Raw genomic sequence first — 19,883 nt, 5'->3', positions numbered from 1 at the left:
GAACAAAAGGGACGAGGTCGTGAATTGAAGCCATGACTCACGGAAGCGTCCGGCAAGACGACATCCTTTTTGAAGAAAGGCACAGCAATGCCCATCAACAAGATTCACGACGAGTTCCACACCCTCGACCTCACCACCGGGTGGGAGGTGCCCCCCGGCTATCCGGAAGGCATCAAGCAGAAGATTCTGTCCGGCGCGCTGGATGAGGCGAACAAGGGCGGCTCGCGCTCGCGCCTCCTGAAGTTCGATCCCGGCGTCTTCACGACGGCCCCGTTCGTGCACGAATACTGGGAAGAGGTGTTCCTCGTCTCCGGCGACCTCACCGTGGGCAATGACGAGAAAGGCGAGGGCGGCGAGAGCTTTCCCCCCTTCACCTATGCCGTGCGTCCCCCGGGCGCGTTCCACGGCCCGTTCAAATCGGATAAAGGCTGCATCCTGTTCGAAATCCACTATTTCGACCCGGCCTGATCCCTCCCCGCCTTTCCGGACCTGCCCCATGCCCCATCCGACCCTTGCCGCCCTCGCCGATGACCTCGCCTCCGGGCGCACCACGGCGCGGGCCCTCGTGGAGGCGTGCCTCGCCCGCATCGACGATCCCGCCGGCGAGGGCGGCCGCGCCTTCACCCGCGTCAATCGCGAGGGCGCGCTGAAGGCGGCGGAGGCGCAGGACGCCCTGCGGCTGGCGGGGGCGGCGCCCTCGCCCTTCGCCGGCATTCCGGTCGGCATCAAGGACCTGTTCGACATGGCCGGCGAGGTGACCACCGCCGGCTCCCGGGTGCTGAAGGACAATCCCCCGGCGCGGACGGATGCCCCGGCCGTCGCCCGCCTGAGGCGCGCCGGCTTCGTCGTCATCGGCCGCAACAGCATGACCGAGTTCGCCTATTCCGGCCTCGGCATGAACCCGCACTACGGTGATCCGCGCGCGCCCTTCGAGCGGGCCTCGGCCCCGCGCGTCTCCGGCGGCTCATCGTCCGGCGGAGCGGTGGCGGTGGCGGACGGCATGGCCCACGCGGCGCTGGGCACCGACACCGGTGGCTCCTGCCGCATCCCCGCCGCCTTCTGCGGCCTCGTGGGCTTCAAGCCCACGGCGCACCGCGTGCCGCGGGCCGGCGCCTTCCCGCTCTCCTTCACCCTCGATTCCATCGGCCCCATGGCCCGCTCCGTGGCCTGCTGCGCCGCCCTCGATGCCATCCTTGCGGGGGCCGATGCCGCGCCCCTCGCGCCGCGCCCGGTGGCGGGACTGCGCCTGCTGGTGCCCACCACCGTGGCTCTCGACGGGCTCGACCCCGAGGTGGCGTCCGCCTTCGAGGCCGCGGTGGACCTTCTGGCCAAGGCCGGTGCGCGCATCACCTCCGCGCCCTTTCCGGAGTTCGGCGAAGTGGCGACCATCAATGCCAAGGGCGGCTTCTCGGCGGCGGAGAGCTATGCCGTCCACCGCAAGCTGCTGGCCGAGAAGCCTGAAGCCTATGACCAGCGGGTGTCCGGGCGCATCAAGCGGGGGGCGGAGCAGTCGGCGGCGGACTATGTGGACCTCATCGCCGCCCGCCGCGCCCTGGTGGAGCGGGCGGCATCGCGCCTTGCCCCGTTCGATGCGCTAGCAATGCCCACCGCCGCCATCCTGCCGCCGAAGATCGCCGACCTCGCCACCGACGACGACGCCTATGGCCGCGCCAACCTGCTGGCGCTGCGCAATCCCACCCTCATCAACATGATCGACGGCTGCGCCATCTCCCTGCCGCTCGCGGGCGCGCCGGTGGGGCTGATGCTGGCCGGCGCGCCCGGCAGCGATGCGGCGCTCCTCGCCATCGCCGCGGGAGTGGAGGCGACGCTGTCGGCCTGACCCGCGGCGCGTGGCCTCTTTTCGGGGCTTCGAGGTGTGGTGACGCGCCGCGGCCGGGGGGCTTCGGTATTAAGGTGCGGCTTGCCCCGCATGGAATGCATTTCTGTATTGTGGAAAATGCGGATTGTGCGATGCAGCAATCACGCTATCTTCAGGTCAGCTAAGCGCACCGAGACCTAGGCCGCCGGCCACACGCGTGCGTCACGAGGCTGACATGAAGAACATCCTCAAGATTGCCGGCGTGGCCGGCCTCCTTGCCACGGCCGCTGTGTCCGTGGCCGCCACCTCCTTCGCCGGCGACACGCGCCCCGCCGAGCGTCAGGCCATCCTGACCAACCTCGGCGGCAAGGCCTCCGCGGTGACCTATTGGGTCAAGGATTCCAAGGGTTACGAGGTGATCACCACCCTCGACGCCGCCGCCGAGGACGGTGCCCGCCCGGCCGTGGTGCGCGTCTCCACCGTCCTCCAGCCCGGCCAGCAGCAGGTCATCTCCCTTCCGGCCCCGGTGGGCCAGCAGGCCGCGACCCTGCGCATCAGCCGCGTCGCCGACCGCATCGAGGTGGAGAAGGTCGGCACGCCCACCTACTGAGGCGCGATGCCGCAGCGCAGCAATCAGATTTTTGCAACTCCCATCATGGCCGGCGCGATGCCGGCCATGACCGTTCTTACGGTGTCGCGACATCGATCCGGAAGGGCCCTCAGAAAGCCCCCGTCCCCTTCTCCCTCAGCTTCGGATCGCCATAGCCGCCGCCGGTGGGCGTGACGATGATCACCGCCTCTCCCGCCTCCAGCACTTTCTGGTCGCAGCCGGCGAGCACCTCGGTTGAGCCGTCGCGGCGGCGCACGAAGCCCTCGCCCAGCGCGCCCGCCTCGCCGCCGTCCACGCCGAAGGGATGCACCCGCCGGTGCGAGGAGAGCAGCGCGCAATCCATCCTTTCGAGGAACCGGATGCGCCGGTAGGTGCCCGCGCCCGCCTGCCAGCGCCCCCGCCCGCCGGAGCCGGCGCGGATGTGGAAGTCCTCCAGCAGCACCGGGAAGCGCGTCTCCAGCACCTCCGGATCGGTGAGGCGGGAATTGGTCATGTGCACGTGCACCGCATCGGTCCCGTCGAAGCCGGGGCCGGCGGGGGAGCCGGAGCAGATGGTCTCGTAATACTGGTAGATGTCGTTGCCGAAGGTGAGGTTGTTCATGGTGCCCTGGGAGGCGGCCATGGCGTTCAGCGCGCCGAACAGGCAGTTGGTGACCGCCTGCGAGGTCTCCACGTTGCCCGCCACCACCGCCGCCGGATAGACGGGCGCCAGCATGGACCCCTCCGGAACCGCGATGCGGATGGGCCGCAGGCATCCCGCATTCATGGGGATCTCGTCCTCCACCATCACCCGGAACACGTAGAGCACGGCGGCGCGGGTGACCGGAGCGGGGGCGTTGAAATTGGTGTCCTGCTGCGGCGAGGTGCCGGTGAAGTCCACCGTCGCCTCGCGCTTCTCCTTGTCCACCGAGATCTTCACCTTGATGAGCGTGCCCTGGTCCATCTCGTAGTGGAAGGAACAGTCGTCGAGGCGGTCGAGCACGCGGCGCACGCTTTCGGCGGCATTGTCCTGCACGTGGCCCATATAGGCCTCGACCACATCCAGGCCGAAGGTGTCGATCATCTTGAGGAGTTCACGCACACCCTTCTCGTTGGCGGCGATCTGCGCCTTGAGGTCGGCGATGTTCTGCACCGGGTTGCGCGCCGGGTAGCGGGCCGTGGTGAGGAGCTCCACCAGCTCGCTCTCGCGGAAGCGGCCCTGATCGACGAGCTTGAAGTTGTCGATATAGACGCCCTCCTCCTCGATATGGGTGGCGAGCGGGCTCATGGAGCCGGGGGCGACGCCGCCCACGTCCGCATGATGGCCGCGCGAGGCCACCCAGAACAGGATCCTTCCCCCCGCCCCGTCGAACACCGGCGTCACCACCGTGATGTCCGGCAGGTGCGTGCCGCCGTTATAGGGGGCATTCAGCGCGAACACGTCGCCGGGGCGGATGGCGCCCTCGTTCTCGCGGATCACCGTCTCCACCGAGCGGTCCATGGAGCCCAGATGCACCGGCATGTGCGGGGCATTGGCCACGAGGTCGCCCTCGGCGGAGAAGACGGCGCAGGAAAAATCGAGCCGTTCCTTGATGTTGACCGAATAAGCGGTGTTCTGCAGCGTCACCCCCATCTGCTCGGCGATGGACATGAACAGGTTGTTGAAGACCTCCAGCATCACCGGGTCCGCGTGGGTGCCCACCGCCTCGGCGCGGGCGAGGGCTTCGGTGCGGGCGAGGATCAGGTGGTTCTTCGCGTTCACCTGCGCCTGCCAGCCTTTCTCCACCACCACGGTCTGGTTGGGCTCGATGACGATGGCGGGCCCTCGCAAGAGCATGCCGGGCCTGAAGTTTTCCCGCAGCACCACCGGCGCCTCGTGCCATTCGCCGCGGGCGAAGAAGCGGGTGCGGCGCGTCTCCTGCGGCGCCGCCTCGGACAGGGGCTGGTCCGGCTCCGCGATGCCGGTGCCGCCGCCGGAGGACATCACCTCGATGGCTTCCGCCACGATGGTCTTTTCCGGCGAGACGAAGCCGAACTGGGCCCGGTGCCGGGCCTCGAACTCCGCCGTCATGTCGGCAGTGTCGGCCAGTGTCACCGGCAGTGCCGTGTCGGTTCCGGCATAGCGCAGGTGCACCCTGGCCTCGGTGGTGGCGACATGCGCCGCGATGCCCTGGCCGGCGAGCTCGCCAAGGGTCTCCTGCGCAAGCTCCTCCTTCAGGGCGCCAAGGCTCAAGGGCAGATCCGGCGACAATTCTTCGCCCACCGCCCGCGTGCGCTGGGCCCGCACCGAGGCGAGGCCCATGCCGTAGGCCGAGAGCAGGCCGGAGAAGGGATGGATGAGCACAGTGGTCATGCCCAGCGCATCGGCGACGAGGCAGGCATGCTGCCCGCCGGCGCCGCCGAAGCAGTTGAGGGCGTAGCGCGTCACGTCGTAGCCGCGCTCCACCGAGATCTTCTTGATGGCGTTGGCCATGTTCTCGACCGCGATGGTGACGAAGCCGTCCGCCACCTGCTCCTGGGTGCGGCCGGCGCCGATCTCCTGCGCCAGGGTGGCGAACTTCGCGCGGACCACTTCCGCGTCCAGCGGCGCATCCTGGGCCGGGCCGAAGATCCGCGGGAAGAAGTCGGGGATCAGCTTGCCCAGCATCACATTGGCGTCGGTCACCGCCAGCGGGCCGCCGCGACGGTAGCAGGCGGGGCCGGGGTTGGCGCCGGCGCTGTCCGGCCCCACCCGGAAGCGGGCGCCGTCGAAATGCAGGATGGAGCCGCCGCCGGCCGCCACCGTGTGGATGCGCATCATGGGCGCGCGGATGCGCACACCGGCCACCTCCGTATCGAAGGCGGTCTCCAGCTCTCCGTCATAGTGGCACACGTCGGTGGAGGTGCCGCCCATGTCGAAGCCGATGATGCGCTCGAACCCGGCGAGCGCCCCGGTCTCCGCCGCCCCCACCACGCCGCCGGCCGGGCCGGAGAGCAGGGCGTCCTTGCCCTGGAACAGGTCCGCGGCGGTCAGCCCGCCCGAGGACATCATGAACATGAGGCGGGCGGCCTCGGCCGCCCCGCCGCCCGAGAGCTCCTCGGCGACCTGCCGCACGTAGCGGCGCAGGATGGGGGAGAGATAGGCATCGGCCACCGTGGTGTCGCCGCGCCCCACCAGCTTGATGAGCGGCGAGACCTCGTGGGAGACCGACACCTGCGGGAAGCCGATCTCGCGGGCCAGCGCCGCCACCTGCCGCTCGTGCTCGGGATAGCGGTAGCCGTGCATGAACACGATGGCCACCGCCACGATGCCCTCGGCCTTGGCGGCTTCAAGTTGGGAACGCACGGCATCGAGATCGGGAGCCTGCTCCACCGTGCCGTCCGCCCGCACCCGCTCGTCCACTTCGGCGACGCGCTCGAACAGCATGTCGGGGAGCACGATCTTCTTGGCGAAGATCTTCGGCCGCGCCTGGTAGCCGATCTTCAGCGCGTCCCTGAAGCCGCGCGTGGTGACGAGCAGGGTGCGATCGCCCTTGCGCTCCAGCAGGGCATTGGTGGCGACCGTGGTGCCCATCTTAACGGCAGAGACGAGGCCGGCGGGGATCGCCGCGCCGGCCGGAAGGCCAAGCAGCTCGCGGATGCCGTGCACCGCCGCGTCGCGATAAGCCTCGGGATTTTCCGAGAGCACCTTGTGGGCGACGAGGCCGCCATTGGGCCTCCTGCCGACGATATCGGTGAAGGTGCCGCCGCGGTCGATCCAGAATTCCCAGGCCGCCGCGCCCGCCGGCGCGTTGCGCTGGGTGTCGTCCCGGTCGCCCTCGATACGCGTCATCTCCCGCTCCTCCGGCCCAGTGCGTGCGACGGCGGCATCGCCTGGATGGTGCAGGCGGCGCGCGCTGGCGTGATGCTTGCTTGGAGCAGGGCAAGCTCCCCGCTCCCACCGCCGCGTCGCATCTAGAAAGGCATGTCGGTGTTTTTTCGTCAACGTATCGTTGACAATTTATCGACGTGTCCCAAGAATGCCATAAAACGCCACAGAGCGGGCGGCGCCAGCCGCGAGAGGGGACAGATGGACATGGTCAGACGCTCGCCCGCGACCGGACGCGCACCGTCGCGCCCGCCCCACGCCGCCCCGCCACCCGCCGCTCCGCCGATCGCGCGGATCACGGGGAGGCGGCCGTGATCCGCCGTGGCCTCGACGGCCTCTATCTCGTCGCCGGCTGGGCCGCCGGCCTGTTCCTGCTCGCCATCTTCGTGCTGATGATGCTGCTCTCCGTGGGCCGCATCGTCGGCTTCAACATTCCCGCCGGCGACGATTTCGTCGCCTGGTGCATGGCGGCGAGCGCCTTCCTCGGCCTCGCCCACACCTTCCGCTCCGGGGAGTTGATCCGCGTCGGCCTGGTCACCGACCATCTGCAAGGCCGGGCGAAGCAGGCGGTGGAGTTCCTCTGCCTCGTCATCGGCGTCGTCTCGGTGGGCTTCTTCGCCTGGAACGCGGTCATCCTCACCTGGGATTCCTTCCGCTTCAACGACATCTCCCAGGGCGTGGTCGCGGTGCCCCTGTGGATCCCGCAGCTCGGCTATTCGGGCGGGCTCGTCATCTTGTTCATCGCCTTCGTGGACGAGTTCGTCCACGCCCTGAGGGGCGGCGCGCCGCGCTACGAGAAGCCGCCGCCGTCGAGCGCCGAGGAAGTGGTCGAGCGCGCCATGCAGAGCGGAGTCTAGCCCCATGGAAATGATCGAGATTTCCGGGCTCCTGCTGCTCCTGCTCATGGCGCTGCTGGCCTGCGGCGTGTGGATCGCCATCGCCCTCCTGGTGGTGGGCTACGTGGGCATGCAGTTCGTCGGCGGCGGCATTCCGGCCGGGGCGGTGCTCGCCACCACCATCTGGGGCAATTCCGCCTCCTGGACGCTGGCGGCCTTGCCGCTGTTCGTGTGGATGGGCGAGATCCTGTTCCGCACCCGCCTGTCGGAGGAGATGTTCCGGGGCCTTGCCCCCTGGCTCAACTGGCTGCCCGGCCGGCTGATGCATGTGAACGTCATCGCCTGCGGCCTGTTCGGCTCGGTGTCCGGCTCCTCCGCCGCCACCTGCGCCACGGTGGCCAAGATCGCCCTGCCGGAGCTGAAGAAGCGGGGCTATGACGAGAACGTCAGCCTCGGCTCGCTGGCGGGGGCCGGCACGCTCGGCATCCTCATTCCGCCGTCCATCACCATGGTGGTCTATGCGGTGGCGGCCAACGTCTCCATCATCCAGGTGTTCCTGGCCGGCTTCCTGCCGGGCTTCCTGGTGATGGCGCTCTATAGCGGCTACATCATCGTCTGGTCGCTGCTGAACCCCGGACGCACCCCGCCCGCCGACCCGCCCCTGCCGTGGCGGGAGAAGCTGCGGGAATCGGCCAACCTCATCCCGGTCAGCCTGCTCATCATCTTCGTGTTCGCCGCTCTGCTGTTCGGCTGGGCGACAGCCACCGAATGCGCCGCCTGGGGGGTGGCCGGCTCGCTCGCCATCGCCTGGTGGCAGGGCTCGCTCACCTGGCCGGCCTTCTGGGCCTCGGTGATGGGGGCGACGCGTCTCACCTGCATGATCATGCTGATCCTCGCCGGCGCCTCCTTCATGTCCACCTCCATGGCCTATACCGGAATTCCGGTGGCCCTCGCCCAATGGGTGGACAGCCTGCATTTGTCGCCCTACGCGCTCATCGCCGCCCTAACCGTCATGTACATCGTGCTCGGCACGGCGCTGGACGGCCTGTCCATGATCGTTTTGACCACCTCGGTGGTGATCCCCATGATCAAGACCGCCGGCTTCGATCCGGTCTGGTTCGGCATCTTCCTGGTGCTGGTGGTGGAAATGGCGGAGGTCTCGCCGCCCGTCGGCTTCAACCTGTTCGTGCTGCAGACCATGTCGGGCAAGGATTCGAACACGGTGGCGCTGGCCTCGCTGCCGTTCTTCTTCCTTCTCGTTGCGGCAGTCGCCATCATCACGGTGTTTCCGCAGATCGTGATGGTGCTGCCCGAGCTTGCCTACGGAAACTGACGAGGACGGCCCGGCCGCCGATGGCGCGGGTCCGAACGTGTGATCAACCCGAAGGAGACGACGAATGTCTGGATTGATGCGCATCCTGGGCCCGGCGCTCGCGCCCGGCGCCCTTGTGTTCGCGGCCGTCGCCCTCGCCGGCCCGGCCATGGCGCAGACCAAGTGGAACCTGCCCTCCGCCTACCCGGCCGACAACCTGCACTCCGAGAACCTCGCCCAGTTCGCCAAGGACGTGGAGGCGGCGAGCGGCGGCAAGCTCGCCATCACGCTCCATCCCAACGCCTCCCTGTTCAAGGCGCCGGAGATCAAGCGCGCGGTGCAGACCGGGCAGGCCCAGGCGGGCGAGGTGCTGATCTCCCTGCACGAGAACGAGGACCCCATCTTCGGCATCGACGTCGTGCCCTTCCTCGCCACCTCCTTCGACGCCTCGAAGAAGCTGTGGGCGGCCTCCCGCCCGGCGGTGGAGAAGAAGCTCGCCACCCAGGGCCTCAAGGTGCTCTATGCCATGCCCTGGCCGCCCCAGGGCCTGTTCTCCAAGACGGCGGTGGAGAAGATCGAGGACCTGAAGGGCGCCAAGTGGCGCGCCTATAACGCCGGCACCTCGCGCATCGGCGAGGCGGTGGGCGCGCAGGCGGTCACCGTGCAGCAGGCCGAGCTCGCCCAGGCGCTGGCCACCGGCACCGTCACCGCCCTCATCACCTCCTCCGCCACCGGCACGGACGTGAAGATCTGGGAGAGCATCCCCTATTTCTACGACATCCAGGCCTGGCTGCCGAAGAACGTCGTGTTCGTGAACCAGGCCGCCTTCGACGCCCTCGACAAGTCCACCCAGGAGGCCGTGCTGAAGGCCGCCGCCGCCGCCGAGGAGCGCGGCTGGGCGCTCTCCGAGACCAAGACCAAGGCGTACATGGACCAGCTCGCCGCCAAGGGCATGAAGCTCGCGCCGCCGAGCCCGGCGCTGAAGGCCGGCTTCGAGAAGATCGGCGTCACCCTCACCGACGCCTGGCTCGCCAAGGCGGGCGCCGACGGCAAGGCGGTGATCGACGCCTACAAGAAGTAGGGTCCCGATAGCGGGGGCGGCGGCTGCCGCCGCCCCGTCTTCCCCCATGAGGATGGCGGGGCCGCGGCCCCTCTCCTGCCCGCCACGAGGCCGACGTGACTGCTCGCGACCCCAGGCATGGAACGGACAAGGCGGGGGCGAAGGCCCCGTCCGCCCCCGCCATCGTCTCGTCCGCCCATCTCGCCGACGGCGCCCTGCCGGCCCTGTCGGAGTTCGAGTTCGGCCTCAACATGCTCACCCACGCCTATGGACGCTGGATGGTGCGGTGCATGGCGGCGGCCGGGGTGCCGGACCTTTCCCCCCTCGACGTGCTGGTGCTGCACCACGTGGTCCATCGCGACCGGCCCAAGACCATCGCCGACCTCTGCCTCGTGCTCGACGTGGAGGACACCCACCTCGTCACCTACGCGGCGAAGAAGCTCCAGGCCCTGGGCCTCGTCACCGCCGGCCGGCGGGGCAAGGAAAAGACGCTCTCGGCCAGCGCCAGGGGCCAGGCGGCCTGCACCCGCTACCGCGAGGTGCGCGAGGCGCTGCTCACCAATGCCGTGGCGGCCACCGGCATCGCGCCGGAGAAGCTGAGCGAGATCGCCGCCCTCATGCGCACCCTCTCCGGCCACTACGACCAGGCCGCGCGCGCCGCCGCCTCCCTCTGAGGACGGGCCCCGCCTTCGGGGCATGGTGTTCGGCGCGCCAGAGCGTCTATGATGGCCCATCGCCCCACGGGGCCCGGGTTCCGAGCCGGCCGTCACGGCCTTCCCGGCCAAGCCCTTCCCCGAACCGAGGATGAGAGACCCTTCCTCCGGCCGGACCGCACCGCGGCCGGGTCGGAAGGGGCTCCGAGGACGGACCGGCACAAAACGGGTCCGCCGAGGACGGATCGCTTTCCATGTGGCTCGATGACCTGCGTCCCATGCGTCGACCCACGGAAGACGGGGGCCTGAGCGAGCACGCGTTCCGCCCGTTCGGCATCGGCCGGGCCGACGCCGGGCCGGGCGAGGTGCGCGACGCGGTGGCGGCGCGCCTGCCCTTCGGCCAGCTGCGCACCTTCTCCCGCCTCGACGCCGCATCCGCGCCCGGGCCGGGCCGGCGGGTGCTGGTGGTGGCGCCCATCGCCGGCGGCTTTCCCTTCCTCATGCGCGACCTCGTGGTCGCCCTCCTCGGCATCGCGGATACCGTCGGCGTCACCGAGTGGCCGGACGCCCGCTACGTGCCGCTCGACGCCGGGCGCTTCGGCTTCGCCGAGAACTGCATGGAAACGGCGCAGATGGCCCGCGCCCTCGGCGACGACGGGGACGAGGCCGGGCGTCAGGGTGTCCACATGGTGGGCGTGTGCCAGGGCGCGCTGCCGGCCTTCGCCGCCGCGTGCCTGCTCGCCGAGGCCGGCGAGCCGCCGGCCAGCCTCTCGCTCATGGGCGGCCCCATCGATCCCGCGCGCAACCCCACGCGGCTGTGGCGGGTGCTTCAGGAGCGCTCGCTGGAGGCGCTGGAGGCGCAGGTGATCGAGACCGTCTCGCAGGCGCTTCCCGGAGCCGGCCGGCGGATCTTCCCGGCCTGGCGGCAGGTGGATACCTTCGCCCTCTATCTGTGGCGGCAGGGCCTGTCCGGAGGGGAGCTGCCGCTGCGCCTCGCCTTCGACGACGGCGACGATCCCCTGCGCTTCCCCCTCGCCCGCCTGTGCTGGAACATGATGGACGTGGACGGCGCCTTCTTCATGGAGAACGTCGCCACCATCTTCCGCCAGAACGCCATCGCCCGCGGCACGCTGGAGGTGGGAGGACGGCCGGCGCGCGGCACCGCGCTCACCCGCACCGCCCTGCTCACCGTGGAGGGCGCGGACGACGACATTTCCGCCCCGACCCAGACCGAGGTGGCGCACGCGCTCTGCCCGAACCTGCCCGCCGGCCTGCGGCGCCGCCTCACATTGCCCGGCGCCGGGCATTTCTCCCTCTTCTACGGCCGGAAGATGCGCAGCATCATCATTCCCGCCTTGGCGGAGGTGATGGCCGCCGGCGCAGCGGCCCATGTGGCGGCCCATGCGGCCGGCGATGCGGACGGTGGAGGCCAGCCGGCGGAATAAGGCCTCAGCGGCCCCGGCCGGGGCCCTGCATGGTGAGATGGCGGTGAAGGGTGCTGCGGTGAATGCCGAGGCGGCGGGCCGCCTCGGAGATGTTGCCGCCGCTCGCCGCCAGGGTCGCCTCGATGGCCGCGCGGGTGACGGCGCCAAGGTCCCCCGCGGCCGCCATGGTCGCTCCGCCCGACCACGCCGGCGACGGGGAAGCGCAGGCACCCGCGGCCGGAGCCGGCCGGATGTCGGCGGGCAAAGCGTCAAGGCCCAGTTCCTCCCCCGGCTCGGCCAGGGCGCGCAGCACCCGCAACACCCCCACCAGCTGGCGGAAATTGCCCGGCCAGTCGTGCCGCGCCAGCGCCGCGAGGCAGTCCGGCGAAAGGCTGGGCGCGGTCGCCTCCCCCGCCGGCGCCAGCTCCCGCCAGATGCGCGCCACCAGCGCCTCGCGGTCGGCGAGGGTGCGCAGGGCGGGCAGCGTCACCGTGTACTGGGCGATGCGGAAATAGAGGTCGGCGCGGAAGGCGCCCTGCTCCACCCGCTGCTTGAGGTCGCGGTGGGAGGCGCAGATGAGGGCGAAGTCCACCTTCATCGGCCGTCCGCCGCCCAGCGGCGTCACCTCCCGCTCCTGGAGCACGCGCAGCAGGCGGCTCTGCAGGGAGAGCGGCATGTCGCCGATCTCGTCGAGGAACAACACGCCGCCGTCCGCCTCGCGGAACAGCCCCTTGAAGCCGGCGCGGCGGGCGCCGGTGAAGGCACCTTCCTCGTAGCCGAACAGCTCCGATTCGATCAGGCCCTCGGGCACCGCCGCGCAGTTCACCGCCGCGAACGGCCGCCCGGAGCGGCTGCTCAAAAGGTGCATCTGATGCGCGAACACCTCCTTGCCGGCGCCGGTCTCGCCCTGGATCAGCACCGGCACGCCGGCCTCCAGCAGGCGCACGGCGCGGCCCAGGTCCTTTTCCGTCTGCGCATCGAAGCGCGGGCCGGCGGGCACCGCGGCCACGCTCTCGCGCCGGGCGGGACGCGCGGCGGCCGGCGCTCCCTGCCGCTCGAGGCGCAGGACGACGTCGCCGCGGGCGGTGCGCGCCCGCCGCTCCTCGCCGGCCTTGCCGAGGCTGCCCTCGAACAGGTCGCCGAAGCGATGCGCCTTGAGCGCATCCCAGCCGAGGCCGAGCAGCGCGAGGCCGGGCCGGTTGGCGGCGACGAGACGGTAATCCTCGAACACGAGGATGCCCTCGCGCGCCGTGCCCAGATAGATCGGGTCGCGATGGAAGCGCACCAGGCTGTGCCCGGGGAACGCCCCCTCGAACAGGCGGTGCTCCACCTGGTCGGCAGCGAGCTGCACCAGCGCCAGCGCATGCAGATGCGGCACGCTCGCCGGTCCGGACAGGTCGAGCAAACCGATCAGCTCGCCGAAGGGATCGTGGATGGGCGCGGCGGCGCAGGTGAGGATGCCGTGAGCCTCGGCGTAATGCTCCGCGCCGCGCACCTCCACCGGCCGGCGCTCCACCAAAGCGGTGCCGATGGCGTTGGTGCCGGTCTCGGCCTCGCTCCAGCTGACACCGGGCCGCAGCGCCACCTGGGCGGCCCGATCGGCAAAGCCGGCGGCGCCCACGGTGTCGAGCACCAGCCCGACCGGATCGGTGAGGATGGCGATGCTGTCGGACGCGCTGGCGGCCGCGTGCAGCGCCTCCAGCTCCGGACGGCAGCGGCGGCGCAGCATCTCGTGGCGCTCGCGCCGGACGGCAAGCTCCGCCTCGGTGAGCGGCTCGGCGCGCAACCGGCCGGCCACCGGCATCCCCCGCTCGGCGCAGCGCGTCCACGATCTCAGGATGGGAACCGCGAGCGCGTCCTCGGTAACCGGCGCGCCGGAAAAGAAGCGGCGCCGGGCCGCAAGAACGGCATCCGGCGGTGGTGCGGGGGCGGCGGCAATCGGCATCTCGTCCCTCGGTTCGCTACGCTCCCCGGCGCACCTGTCGCAATTTGCAACAGGTGTCGCAGCTCTTGTTGTTATGGGCGACAGTCTCGCACGAATATTCGCCCGCCGTCCACCCGACCTTCGGGCACGCCTCGGCAGCGGTGAACAAAATCCTTCACCAACAGCATCTTCCCGCACTGCAATAAAGCCGGCCGCGGGGCGCGCGAGATCTGGCACGCGGGCTGCAGACCTGGAGCACATCAGCAACGGGAGGAAAAAATGAACAAACCCGCATTTCTGTCCAGCCAGCACGTCTCGCCCTTCAAGCCGCGCTACGGCAACTATATCGGTGGCGCCTTCGTCGAGCCGGTGAACGGCCGCTATTTCGAGAACATCTCGCCCATCACCGGCAAGGTGATCTGCGAGGTGGCACGCTCCGACGAGCACGACATCGAGCGCGCGCTGGACGCCGCCCACGCGGCCAAGCGCGCCTGGGGCCGCACCTCGGCCGCCGAGCGCGCCCTCGTGCTCAACAGGATCGCCGACCGCATGGCGGAAAACCTCGACCTGATCGCCCGCGCCGAGACCTGGGACAACGGCAAGCCCATCCGCGAGACCACCGCCGCCGACATCCCGCTCGCCATCGACCATTTCCGCTATTTCGCCGCCTGCGTGCGGGCGCAGGAAGGCGCGCTCTCCGAGATCGACCACGACACCGTCGCCTACCATTATCACGAGCCCCTCGGCGTGGTCGGCCAGATCATCCCGTGGAACTTCCCCATCCTGATGGCGGTGTGGAAGCTCGCCCCGGCCCTCGCCGCCGGCAATTGCGTGGTGCTGAAGCCGGCCGAGCAGACCCCCGCCAGCATCCTTCTGGTGGCCGAACTCATCGGAGACCTCCTGCCGCCCGGCGTGCTCAACATCGTCAATGGCTTCGGCCTCGAGGCCGGCAAGCCGCTGGCCTCCTCCACCCGCATCGCCAAGATCGCCTTCACCGGCGAGACCGGCACGGGCCGCCTCATCATGGGCTATGCCAGCCAGAACCTCATTCCGGTGACGCTGGAACTGGGCGGCAAGTCGCCGAACATCTTCTTCGAGGACGTGGCGGCCCACGACGACGACTTCCTCGACAAGGCGGTGGAGGGCTTCGTCATGTTCGCCCTCAACCAGGGCGAGGTGTGCACCTGCCCGAGCCGGGCGCTGGTGCAGGAGAGCATCTTCGACAAGTTCATGGAGAAGGCGCTGGCCCGCGTCGCCGCCATCACCCAGGGCTCGCCGCTCGATCCCGCGACCATGCTCGGCGCGCAGGCCTCGTCCGAGCAGATGCACAAGATCCTGTCCTACATCGACATCGGCAAGGCCGAGGGCGCGCAGGTGCTGGCCGGCGGCGCGCGCAACATGCTTGAGGGCGAGCTTGCGGATGGCTTCTACGTGAAGCCCACCGTCTTCCTCGGCACCAACAACATGCGCATCTTCCAGGAGGAGATCTTCGGACCCGTGGTGTCGGTGGCCACCTTCAAGGACGAGGAAGAGGCTCTGCACATCGCCAACGACACGCTGTTCGGCCTCGGCGCCGGCGTGTGGACCCGCGACGGCTCGCGCGCCTACCGCATGGGCCGCGAGATCGAGGCAGGGCGGGTGTGGACCAACTGCTACCACGCCTATCCGGCCCATGCGGCGTTCGGCGGCTACAAGCAGTCCGGCATCGGGCGCGAGACCCACAAGATGATGCTCGACCACTACCAGCAGACCAAGAACCTCCTGGTCAGCTATAGCCCGAAGAAGCTCGGCTTCTTCTGATCGCGACCCCCTCCCGGGGCCTCCTCCGGGGGTGGCGGGGCCGCTCCGCCCTGCCCCTCCGGCCTTTCTTCATCCCTGCAAGACGGAGGGCCGACCGCATGCGCGCAGACCGGAGATCCGTTTCCCCCGGATCTCCGGCGTCGGATGGCGGCCGGGACGCGCCTTCATTCGCGGCAGCCAACCGTTCCCCGGACCAGCGACGGCGCAGCCGGAGCGCCGATCCGGGGCCCAGGAGAGGAGTCGGCGAAGCGGGCAATACCTTGCCGGCGGTTGGAAAACGAAGCGCCTTCGGCGACTTTTTTGCGCTAGGCCCCGGCTCTCCTTCCGCTGCGCTACGCACCGTTCCAGTCGGCCGGGATGCGACAGGGCGCAAGTCTGCCTTGGGACGTGAAGAACTGCGTCAGCCCTTCCCCGCCTCCACCAGCGCCAGCAGCCCGGTGAGCACGTCCACCGGCGACGGCGGGCAGCCGGGGATGCGCAAGTCCACCGGCACCACCGCGCCCACACCGTCGGCGCAGGCATAGCTCCCGGCGAAGATCCCCCCGTTGATCGCGCAATCGCCGGCCGCCACCACCCATTTCGGGCCGGGCGTCGCGTCATAGGTGCGCTTCAGCGCCTCCGCCATGTTCTTCGATACCGGCCCGGTCACCAGCAGCACGTCGGCATGGCGTGGCGAGGCGACGAAGCGGATGCCGAACCGGTCGAGGTCGTAGAAGGCGTTGCCGAGCGCATGGATCTCCAGCTCGCAGCCGTTGCACGAGCCGGCATCCACCTCGCGGATGGACAGGCTGCGCCCGAGCCGCGCGCGCGCCGCCCCGTCGAGCTCGGCGGCGAGCCGCGCCACCGCGTCGTCCTCGGGAGCGCGTTCCGTGAGGGGGGCCTTAAAGAGGCCCTGGAGCAGAAGCTTGCGCATGGCGCCCCCTAGAGATCCACGCCCGAGTAGGAGCAGTTGAAGGATTTGTTGCACAAGGGGAAGTCGGCGACGATGTTGCCCTCGATGGCGGTCTCCAGCAGCGGCCACTGGAACCAGGACGGATCGCGCAGGTGGGCGCGCCGCACCCGCCCGCCGGCGCCCAGCGCAACGAAGGCCAGCACGTCGCCGCGGAAGCCTTCCACCACCGCGAGGCCCTCCCCTGCCCGCCCCTCTCCCGTGCCGTTCAGCTCGGCCAGGACCGGCCCGGCCGGCAGGGTGTCGAGCAGGCGGACGATGAGGCCGAGGCTCTCCTCCACCTCGCGGATGCGCACCCACACCCGCGCGTTCACGTCGCCCTCCGTGCGCCCCGCCACCTCGAACGGCAGGCGGTCATAGGGCGGATAGGGCAGGCTGCGCCGGGCATCGAAGGCACGGCCCGAGGCCCGGCCCACATAGCCGCCCGCGCCGAACTGGCGGACATGGTCCGGCCGGGTGAAGCCGGTGCCCACGGTGCGGTCCTGCAGCGAGGCGGTGTTGTCGTAGAGCTCCACCAGCGCCGGGAAGGCGGCGCGCACATGCGCCACCAGCGCCCGCAGCGCGGCGACGCCTTCCGGCGCCAGATCGCACGCCACCCCGCCGGGGACCACCTTGTCCATCATCAGCCGATGGCCGAAGCCGCGGGCCGACGCGCGCAGCACCAGCTCGCGCAGCACCCCGCAATGGGCCAGCATGAGGGCGAAGGCGGCGTCGTTGCAGATGCCGCCGATGTCGCCCAGATGGTTGGCGAGGCGCTCCAGCTCCGCCATCACGGCGCGCAGCGCGTGGGCGCGCTCCGGCACCACGATGCCCCGCGCCGCCTCCACCGCGCGGCAGAAGGCGAGGGCATAGGCCACCGTGCTGTCGCCGCTCTGCCGCCCGGCGAGGCGCGCCGCCTGGGCAATGTCGGCGCCGGCCATGAGGCCCTCGATGCCCTTGTGGACGTAGCCGAGCCGCCCTTCCAGCCGCACCACCGTCTCGCCGTAGCAGGAGAAGCGGAAATGGCCGGGCTCGATGATGCCGGCATGCACCGGCCCCACCGGGATCTGGTGCAGCCCCTCCCCTTCCGCCGCGAGGAAAGGATAGGCATCCGCCGCGAGGACGACGTTGGCATCGCCCGCGGGCTCCGCGCGCACGCTCGTTCCGAGCGGATGGCGCACGCCCCAGCGGCCGTGGTCGAGCCAGGGGCGCGGGTCCGGCGCGCCCTCCGCCACCAGGCCGAACAGGTCGCGCACGGTGCGCTCCAGCCGCGCCGCCGGCGCGTGATGGCGCGCCACCGAGGGAAACGTGCCATCCGGGCAGGGGCAGGTGGCGACGGCGAGGCGGCCGCCGCCCTCTTCCCGCAGCGCCATGTGCACCACGCCCGCATCGCCCCACAGGCCCATCAGCACGAGGTCGCCGGCAACGAGATGACCGGTGAGGGCGGTCCATTCGGCCGCGCTCACCTCGACGCGCGGCCAGGGGCGGCAGGGTCCGTTGCGGCCCTTCTCAAAAAGCTGGGTGAAGGCATCCATGGCGCTTCCCTATCCCAACAGCGCGGCCACGTGCCGGAACCATGCCACCAGAGGCGGCGGCAGATAGAGCCCGGCGAGGAGGACCAGGGCGAGATGCACGCCCAGGGGCACATAGCTCGCCTTCACCTTCGCCGTGCCGGGGCTGGGCGCGCCGAAGGCGATGTCGGACAGCTTCAGCATCAGCGCCCCGAAGGCGATCAGCAGCCCCGCCACCAGCAGCAGCGCCAGCAACGGCATCCTGGCGAAGGCGGAGGTGACGAGCAGGAACTCGCTCATGAACACGCCGGCCGGCGGCAGCCCGGCGATGGCGGCCACCGCCACCACCAGGAACCAGCCGAGCGCCGGGTGGGAGGTGGTGAGCCCGCGGATGTCGGCGAGCTTCTGCGTGCCCTTCACCTGGCACACATGGCCGACCGCGAAGAAGATGGCCGACTTGGTAAGGCTGTGCATGGTCATGTGCAGCAGCCCGGCGAAATTGGCGAGCGGCCCGCCGATGCCGAAGGCAAACGCGATGAGGCCCATATGCTCGATGGAGGAATAGGCGAACAGGCGCTTGATGTCGCGCCGCCGGTACAGCATGAAGCCGGCCAGCAGCAGCGAGGCGAGGCCCATGGCCATCAAGAGCGGCCCCGGCGCCAGCGTGCCGGGATGCGACGCCATCAAAAGCTTGAAGCGCAGCACCGCAAACAGCGCCACGTTGAGCAGCAGGCCCGACAGCACCGCGGAGATGGGGGTCGGGCCTTCCGAGTGGGCATCTGGCAGCCAGGCGTGCAGCGGGGCAAGGCCCACCTTGGTGCCGTAGCCGAGCAGCAGGAAGACGAAGGCCACGTTGAGCAGGCCGGGGTCGAAATCCCGCGCGCGCTTCATCAGCACGCTCCAGATCATGCCGTCCGGACCCTCGCCCACCACCGGCTGGGCCACCATGTAGACGAGGATGGTGCCGAACAGCGCCAGCGCGATGCCCACCGAGCCGAGCATGAAATACTTCCACGCCGCCTCGATGGCCGCCTCGGTGCGATAGAGCCCGACCATGAGCACGGTGGTGAGCGTCGCCACCTCGATGGCCACCCACATCACGCCCAGATTGTTGGAGAGCAGCGCCAGCGTCATGGCCGCCAGCAGCACCTGGTACATGGCATGGTAGAAGCGCAGGTGCAGCGGCGTCAGCCGGCCGGTCTCCAGCTCGTGGGCGATGTAGCTCGCGGAAAACACGCTGGTGGTGAAGGCGACGAAGGTGTTCAGCACCACGAACACGATGTTGAGGTCGTCGACGATGAGGAACGGCCCGGCGATGCGCGGCGCCGCCAGCAGCGCCAGCGCGCACAGGAAGGTGAGGCCGCAGGCGGTGACATTGAGCGCCGCCGACACCCGGTAGGACGGCACGAGCGCCAGCAGCAGCGCCGTGACCGCCGGGATGGCGAGGATGACCGGAGCCGGATCGGAAACGAGGCCGCTCAGGAGGCCGGACACAAGGCTCATGGCCGCCCTCCCCGGAAACGGTCGAGGGCGTCCACGTCCACCGTGTCGAACCGCTCGCGGATGCGGAACAGGAAGATGCCGATGACGATGAAGGCGATGAGCACGGAAAAGGCGACGGAAATCTCCACCACCAGCGGCATGCCCTTGGCGCCGGTGGCGGCGAGGATGAGGCCGTTCTCCAGCGACATGAAACCCACCACCTGGCTCACCGCGTTGCGCCGCGTCACCATCATCAAGAGGCCGAGCAGCACCACGGACAGGGCGAAGGCGAGGTCCTCGCGGGCGAGCGCATCGGCATCGCCGCTGGTGGCCTTCAGCATCACCACCATGGACAGGGCGACCAGCGCGATGCCGGCGAGCATGGTGGGGCCGATGGAGACCACCGTCTCCACCTGCCGGTGGATGCCGAGCCGCGCCACCATGCGGTGCAGCGCCACCGGGATGATCAGCGCCTTGAAGGCCAGCGCGATCACCGCCGTCACGTAGAGGTGCGGCGCGTCCTGCGCATAGGCCTGCCACGCCACCGAGAGCGACAGCACCACCGCCTGCAGCGCGAACACGTTGAGCAGCGCATAGAGGCGGTCCTGGTAGAGCATCAGGAAGCTGATGAGCACCAGGGAGCCGGCGAACAGGTGGGCGACGTCGAAGACGAGATTGGCGGAGATCGCGTGTTCCAT

General features: G+C 70.0%; 15 protein-coding genes. 9 read left to right on the top strand and 6 right to left on the bottom strand.

The features are described 5' to 3' along the window. The first annotated feature begins 87 nt into the window (after nucleotides 1-87). The 3 genes from EZH22_RS14740 (at nucleotide 88) to EZH22_RS14730 (ending at nucleotide 2,429) form a co-directional block, all read left to right on the top strand. Nucleotides 88-468: a cupin domain-containing protein gene (locus tag EZH22_RS14740; protein ID WP_203191338.1), complete on the top strand. Its 381-nt coding sequence runs from the start codon at nucleotides 88-90 to the stop codon at nucleotides 466-468. Nucleotides 469-496: 28 nt separating this feature from the next. After that, a complete protein-coding gene (locus EZH22_RS14735; RefSeq protein ID WP_203191337.1) occupies nucleotides 497-1,840 on the top strand; it encodes an amidase in 1,344 nt (447 codons plus the stop codon). Nucleotides 1,841-2,054: 214 nt separating this feature from the next. Further along, complete coding sequence (locus EZH22_RS14730; RefSeq protein ID WP_203191336.1) at nucleotides 2,055-2,429, top strand: hypothetical protein; 375 nt, start codon at nucleotides 2,055-2,057, stop codon at nucleotides 2,427-2,429. Between the two features lie 109 nt (nucleotides 2,430-2,538). On the opposite strand, the gene EZH22_RS14725 is transcribed toward EZH22_RS14730, so the two are convergent. Continuing rightward, entirely contained in the window at nucleotides 2,539-6,219 is a 3,681-nt protein-coding gene (locus tag EZH22_RS14725) for a hydantoinase B/oxoprolinase family protein (protein ID WP_203191335.1), read from the bottom strand. Nucleotides 6,220-6,566: 347 nt separating this feature from the next. Between EZH22_RS14725 and EZH22_RS14720 the strand changes: the two genes are divergently transcribed. The 5 genes from EZH22_RS14720 to EZH22_RS14700 all read left to right on the top strand — a co-directional run bounded on the left by EZH22_RS14720 (nucleotide 6,567) and on the right by EZH22_RS14700 (nucleotide 11,561). After that, complete coding sequence (locus EZH22_RS14720; RefSeq protein ID WP_231710964.1) at nucleotides 6,567-7,112, top strand: TRAP transporter small permease; 546 nt, start codon at nucleotides 6,567-6,569, stop codon at nucleotides 7,110-7,112. A 4-nt stretch (nucleotides 7,113-7,116) separates the two neighbouring features. Next, on the top strand, nucleotides 7,117-8,424 hold the full coding sequence (locus tag EZH22_RS14715) for a TRAP transporter large permease (protein WP_203191334.1): 1,308 nt from the start codon (nucleotides 7,117-7,119) through the stop codon (nucleotides 8,422-8,424). Nucleotides 8,425-8,488: 64 nt separating this feature from the next. Beyond that, nucleotides 8,489-9,484, top strand: coding sequence for a TRAP transporter substrate-binding protein (locus EZH22_RS14710; protein WP_231710963.1), 996 nt, complete (start codon nucleotides 8,489-8,491; stop codon nucleotides 9,482-9,484). 95 nt (nucleotides 9,485-9,579) lie between these two features. After that, a complete protein-coding gene (locus EZH22_RS14705; protein WP_231710962.1) occupies nucleotides 9,580-10,137 on the top strand; it encodes a winged helix DNA-binding protein in 558 nt (185 codons plus the stop codon). Nucleotides 10,138-10,370: 233 nt separating this feature from the next. Beyond that, a complete protein-coding gene (locus tag EZH22_RS14700) occupies nucleotides 10,371-11,561 on the top strand; it encodes an alpha/beta hydrolase family protein (RefSeq protein ID WP_203191333.1) in 1,191 nt (396 codons plus the stop codon). 4 nt (nucleotides 11,562-11,565) lie between these two features. Here EZH22_RS14700 and EZH22_RS14695 read toward each other — a convergent pair whose 3' ends face one another. Then, nucleotides 11,566-13,485 (bottom strand): sigma-54-dependent Fis family transcriptional regulator, encoded by a 1,920-nt coding sequence (locus EZH22_RS14695; protein ID WP_203191332.1) that lies wholly within the window; start codon nucleotides 13,483-13,485, stop codon nucleotides 11,566-11,568. Nucleotides 13,486-13,743: 258 nt separating this feature from the next. On the opposite strand from EZH22_RS14695, the gene adh reads away from it, so the two are divergent. Further along, nucleotides 13,744-15,264 (top strand): aldehyde dehydrogenase, encoded by a 1,521-nt coding sequence (adh, locus tag EZH22_RS14690; protein WP_203191331.1) that lies wholly within the window; start codon nucleotides 13,744-13,746, stop codon nucleotides 15,262-15,264. A gap of 400 nt (nucleotides 15,265-15,664) precedes the next feature. Here adh and EZH22_RS14685 read toward each other — a convergent pair whose 3' ends face one another. The 4 genes from EZH22_RS14685 to EZH22_RS14670 are packed head-to-tail and all read right to left on the bottom strand — an operon-like array spanning nucleotide 15,665 to nucleotide 19,883. Continuing rightward, nucleotides 15,665-16,177, bottom strand: coding sequence for an NADH-quinone oxidoreductase subunit B family protein (locus EZH22_RS14685; protein WP_203191330.1), 513 nt, complete (start codon nucleotides 16,175-16,177; stop codon nucleotides 15,665-15,667). A gap of 8 nt (nucleotides 16,178-16,185) precedes the next feature. After that, a complete protein-coding gene (locus EZH22_RS14680) occupies nucleotides 16,186-17,727 on the bottom strand; it encodes a hydrogenase large subunit (RefSeq protein ID WP_203191329.1) in 1,542 nt (513 codons plus the stop codon). A gap of 9 nt (nucleotides 17,728-17,736) precedes the next feature. Further along, complete coding sequence (locus EZH22_RS14675) at nucleotides 17,737-19,206, bottom strand: hydrogenase 4 subunit F (RefSeq protein WP_203191328.1); 1,470 nt, start codon at nucleotides 19,204-19,206, stop codon at nucleotides 17,737-17,739. After that, nucleotides 19,203-19,883: a hydrogenase-4 component E gene (locus EZH22_RS14670; RefSeq protein WP_203191327.1), complete on the bottom strand. Its 681-nt coding sequence runs from the start codon at nucleotides 19,881-19,883 to the stop codon at nucleotides 19,203-19,205. Before EZH22_RS14670 ends, EZH22_RS14675 begins: the two co-directional genes overlap by 4 nt.

It is taken from the genome of Xanthobacter dioxanivorans, from assembly GCF_016807805.1.
GTDB lineage: Bacteria > Pseudomonadota > Alphaproteobacteria > Rhizobiales > Xanthobacteraceae > Xanthobacter > Xanthobacter dioxanivorans.
This window is presented reverse-complemented; position numbering and strand designations above follow the sequence as displayed.

What these genes read in the sequence shown, in the direction of transcription:
- EZH22_RS14670 (WP_203191327.1), bottom strand. Translation starts at nt 19,883, where the DNA reads ATGGAACACGCGATCTCCGCCAATCTCGTCTTCGACGTCGCCCACCTG.
- EZH22_RS14675 (WP_203191328.1), bottom strand. Translation starts at nt 19,206, where the DNA reads ATGAGCCTTGTGTCCGGCCTCCTGAGCGGCCTCGTTTCCGATCCGGCT.
- EZH22_RS14740 (WP_203191338.1), top strand. Translation starts at nt 88, where the DNA reads ATGCCCATCAACAAGATTCACGACGAGTTCCACACCCTCGACCTCACC.
- EZH22_RS14735 (WP_203191337.1), top strand. Translation starts at nt 497, where the DNA reads ATGCCCCATCCGACCCTTGCCGCCCTCGCCGATGACCTCGCCTCCGGG.
- EZH22_RS14700 (WP_203191333.1), top strand. Translation starts at nt 10,371, where the DNA reads ATGTGGCTCGATGACCTGCGTCCCATGCGTCGACCCACGGAAGACGGG.
- EZH22_RS14725 (WP_203191335.1), bottom strand. Translation starts at nt 6,219, where the DNA reads ATGACGCGTATCGAGGGCGACCGGGACGACACCCAGCGCAACGCGCCG.
- EZH22_RS14680 (WP_203191329.1), bottom strand. Translation starts at nt 17,727, where the DNA reads ATGGATGCCTTCACCCAGCTTTTTGAGAAGGGCCGCAACGGACCCTGC.
- EZH22_RS14730 (WP_203191336.1), top strand. Translation starts at nt 2,055, where the DNA reads ATGAAGAACATCCTCAAGATTGCCGGCGTGGCCGGCCTCCTTGCCACG.
- EZH22_RS14695 (WP_203191332.1), bottom strand. Translation starts at nt 13,485, where the DNA reads ATGCCGATTGCCGCCGCCCCCGCACCACCGCCGGATGCCGTTCTTGCG.
- EZH22_RS14715 (WP_203191334.1), top strand. Translation starts at nt 7,117, where the DNA reads ATGGAAATGATCGAGATTTCCGGGCTCCTGCTGCTCCTGCTCATGGCG.
- EZH22_RS14685 (WP_203191330.1), bottom strand. Translation starts at nt 16,177, where the DNA reads ATGCGCAAGCTTCTGCTCCAGGGCCTCTTTAAGGCCCCCCTCACGGAA.
- adh (WP_203191331.1), top strand. Translation starts at nt 13,744, where the DNA reads ATGAACAAACCCGCATTTCTGTCCAGCCAGCACGTCTCGCCCTTCAAG.
- EZH22_RS14710 (WP_231710963.1), top strand. Translation starts at nt 8,489, where the DNA reads ATGTCTGGATTGATGCGCATCCTGGGCCCGGCGCTCGCGCCCGGCGCC.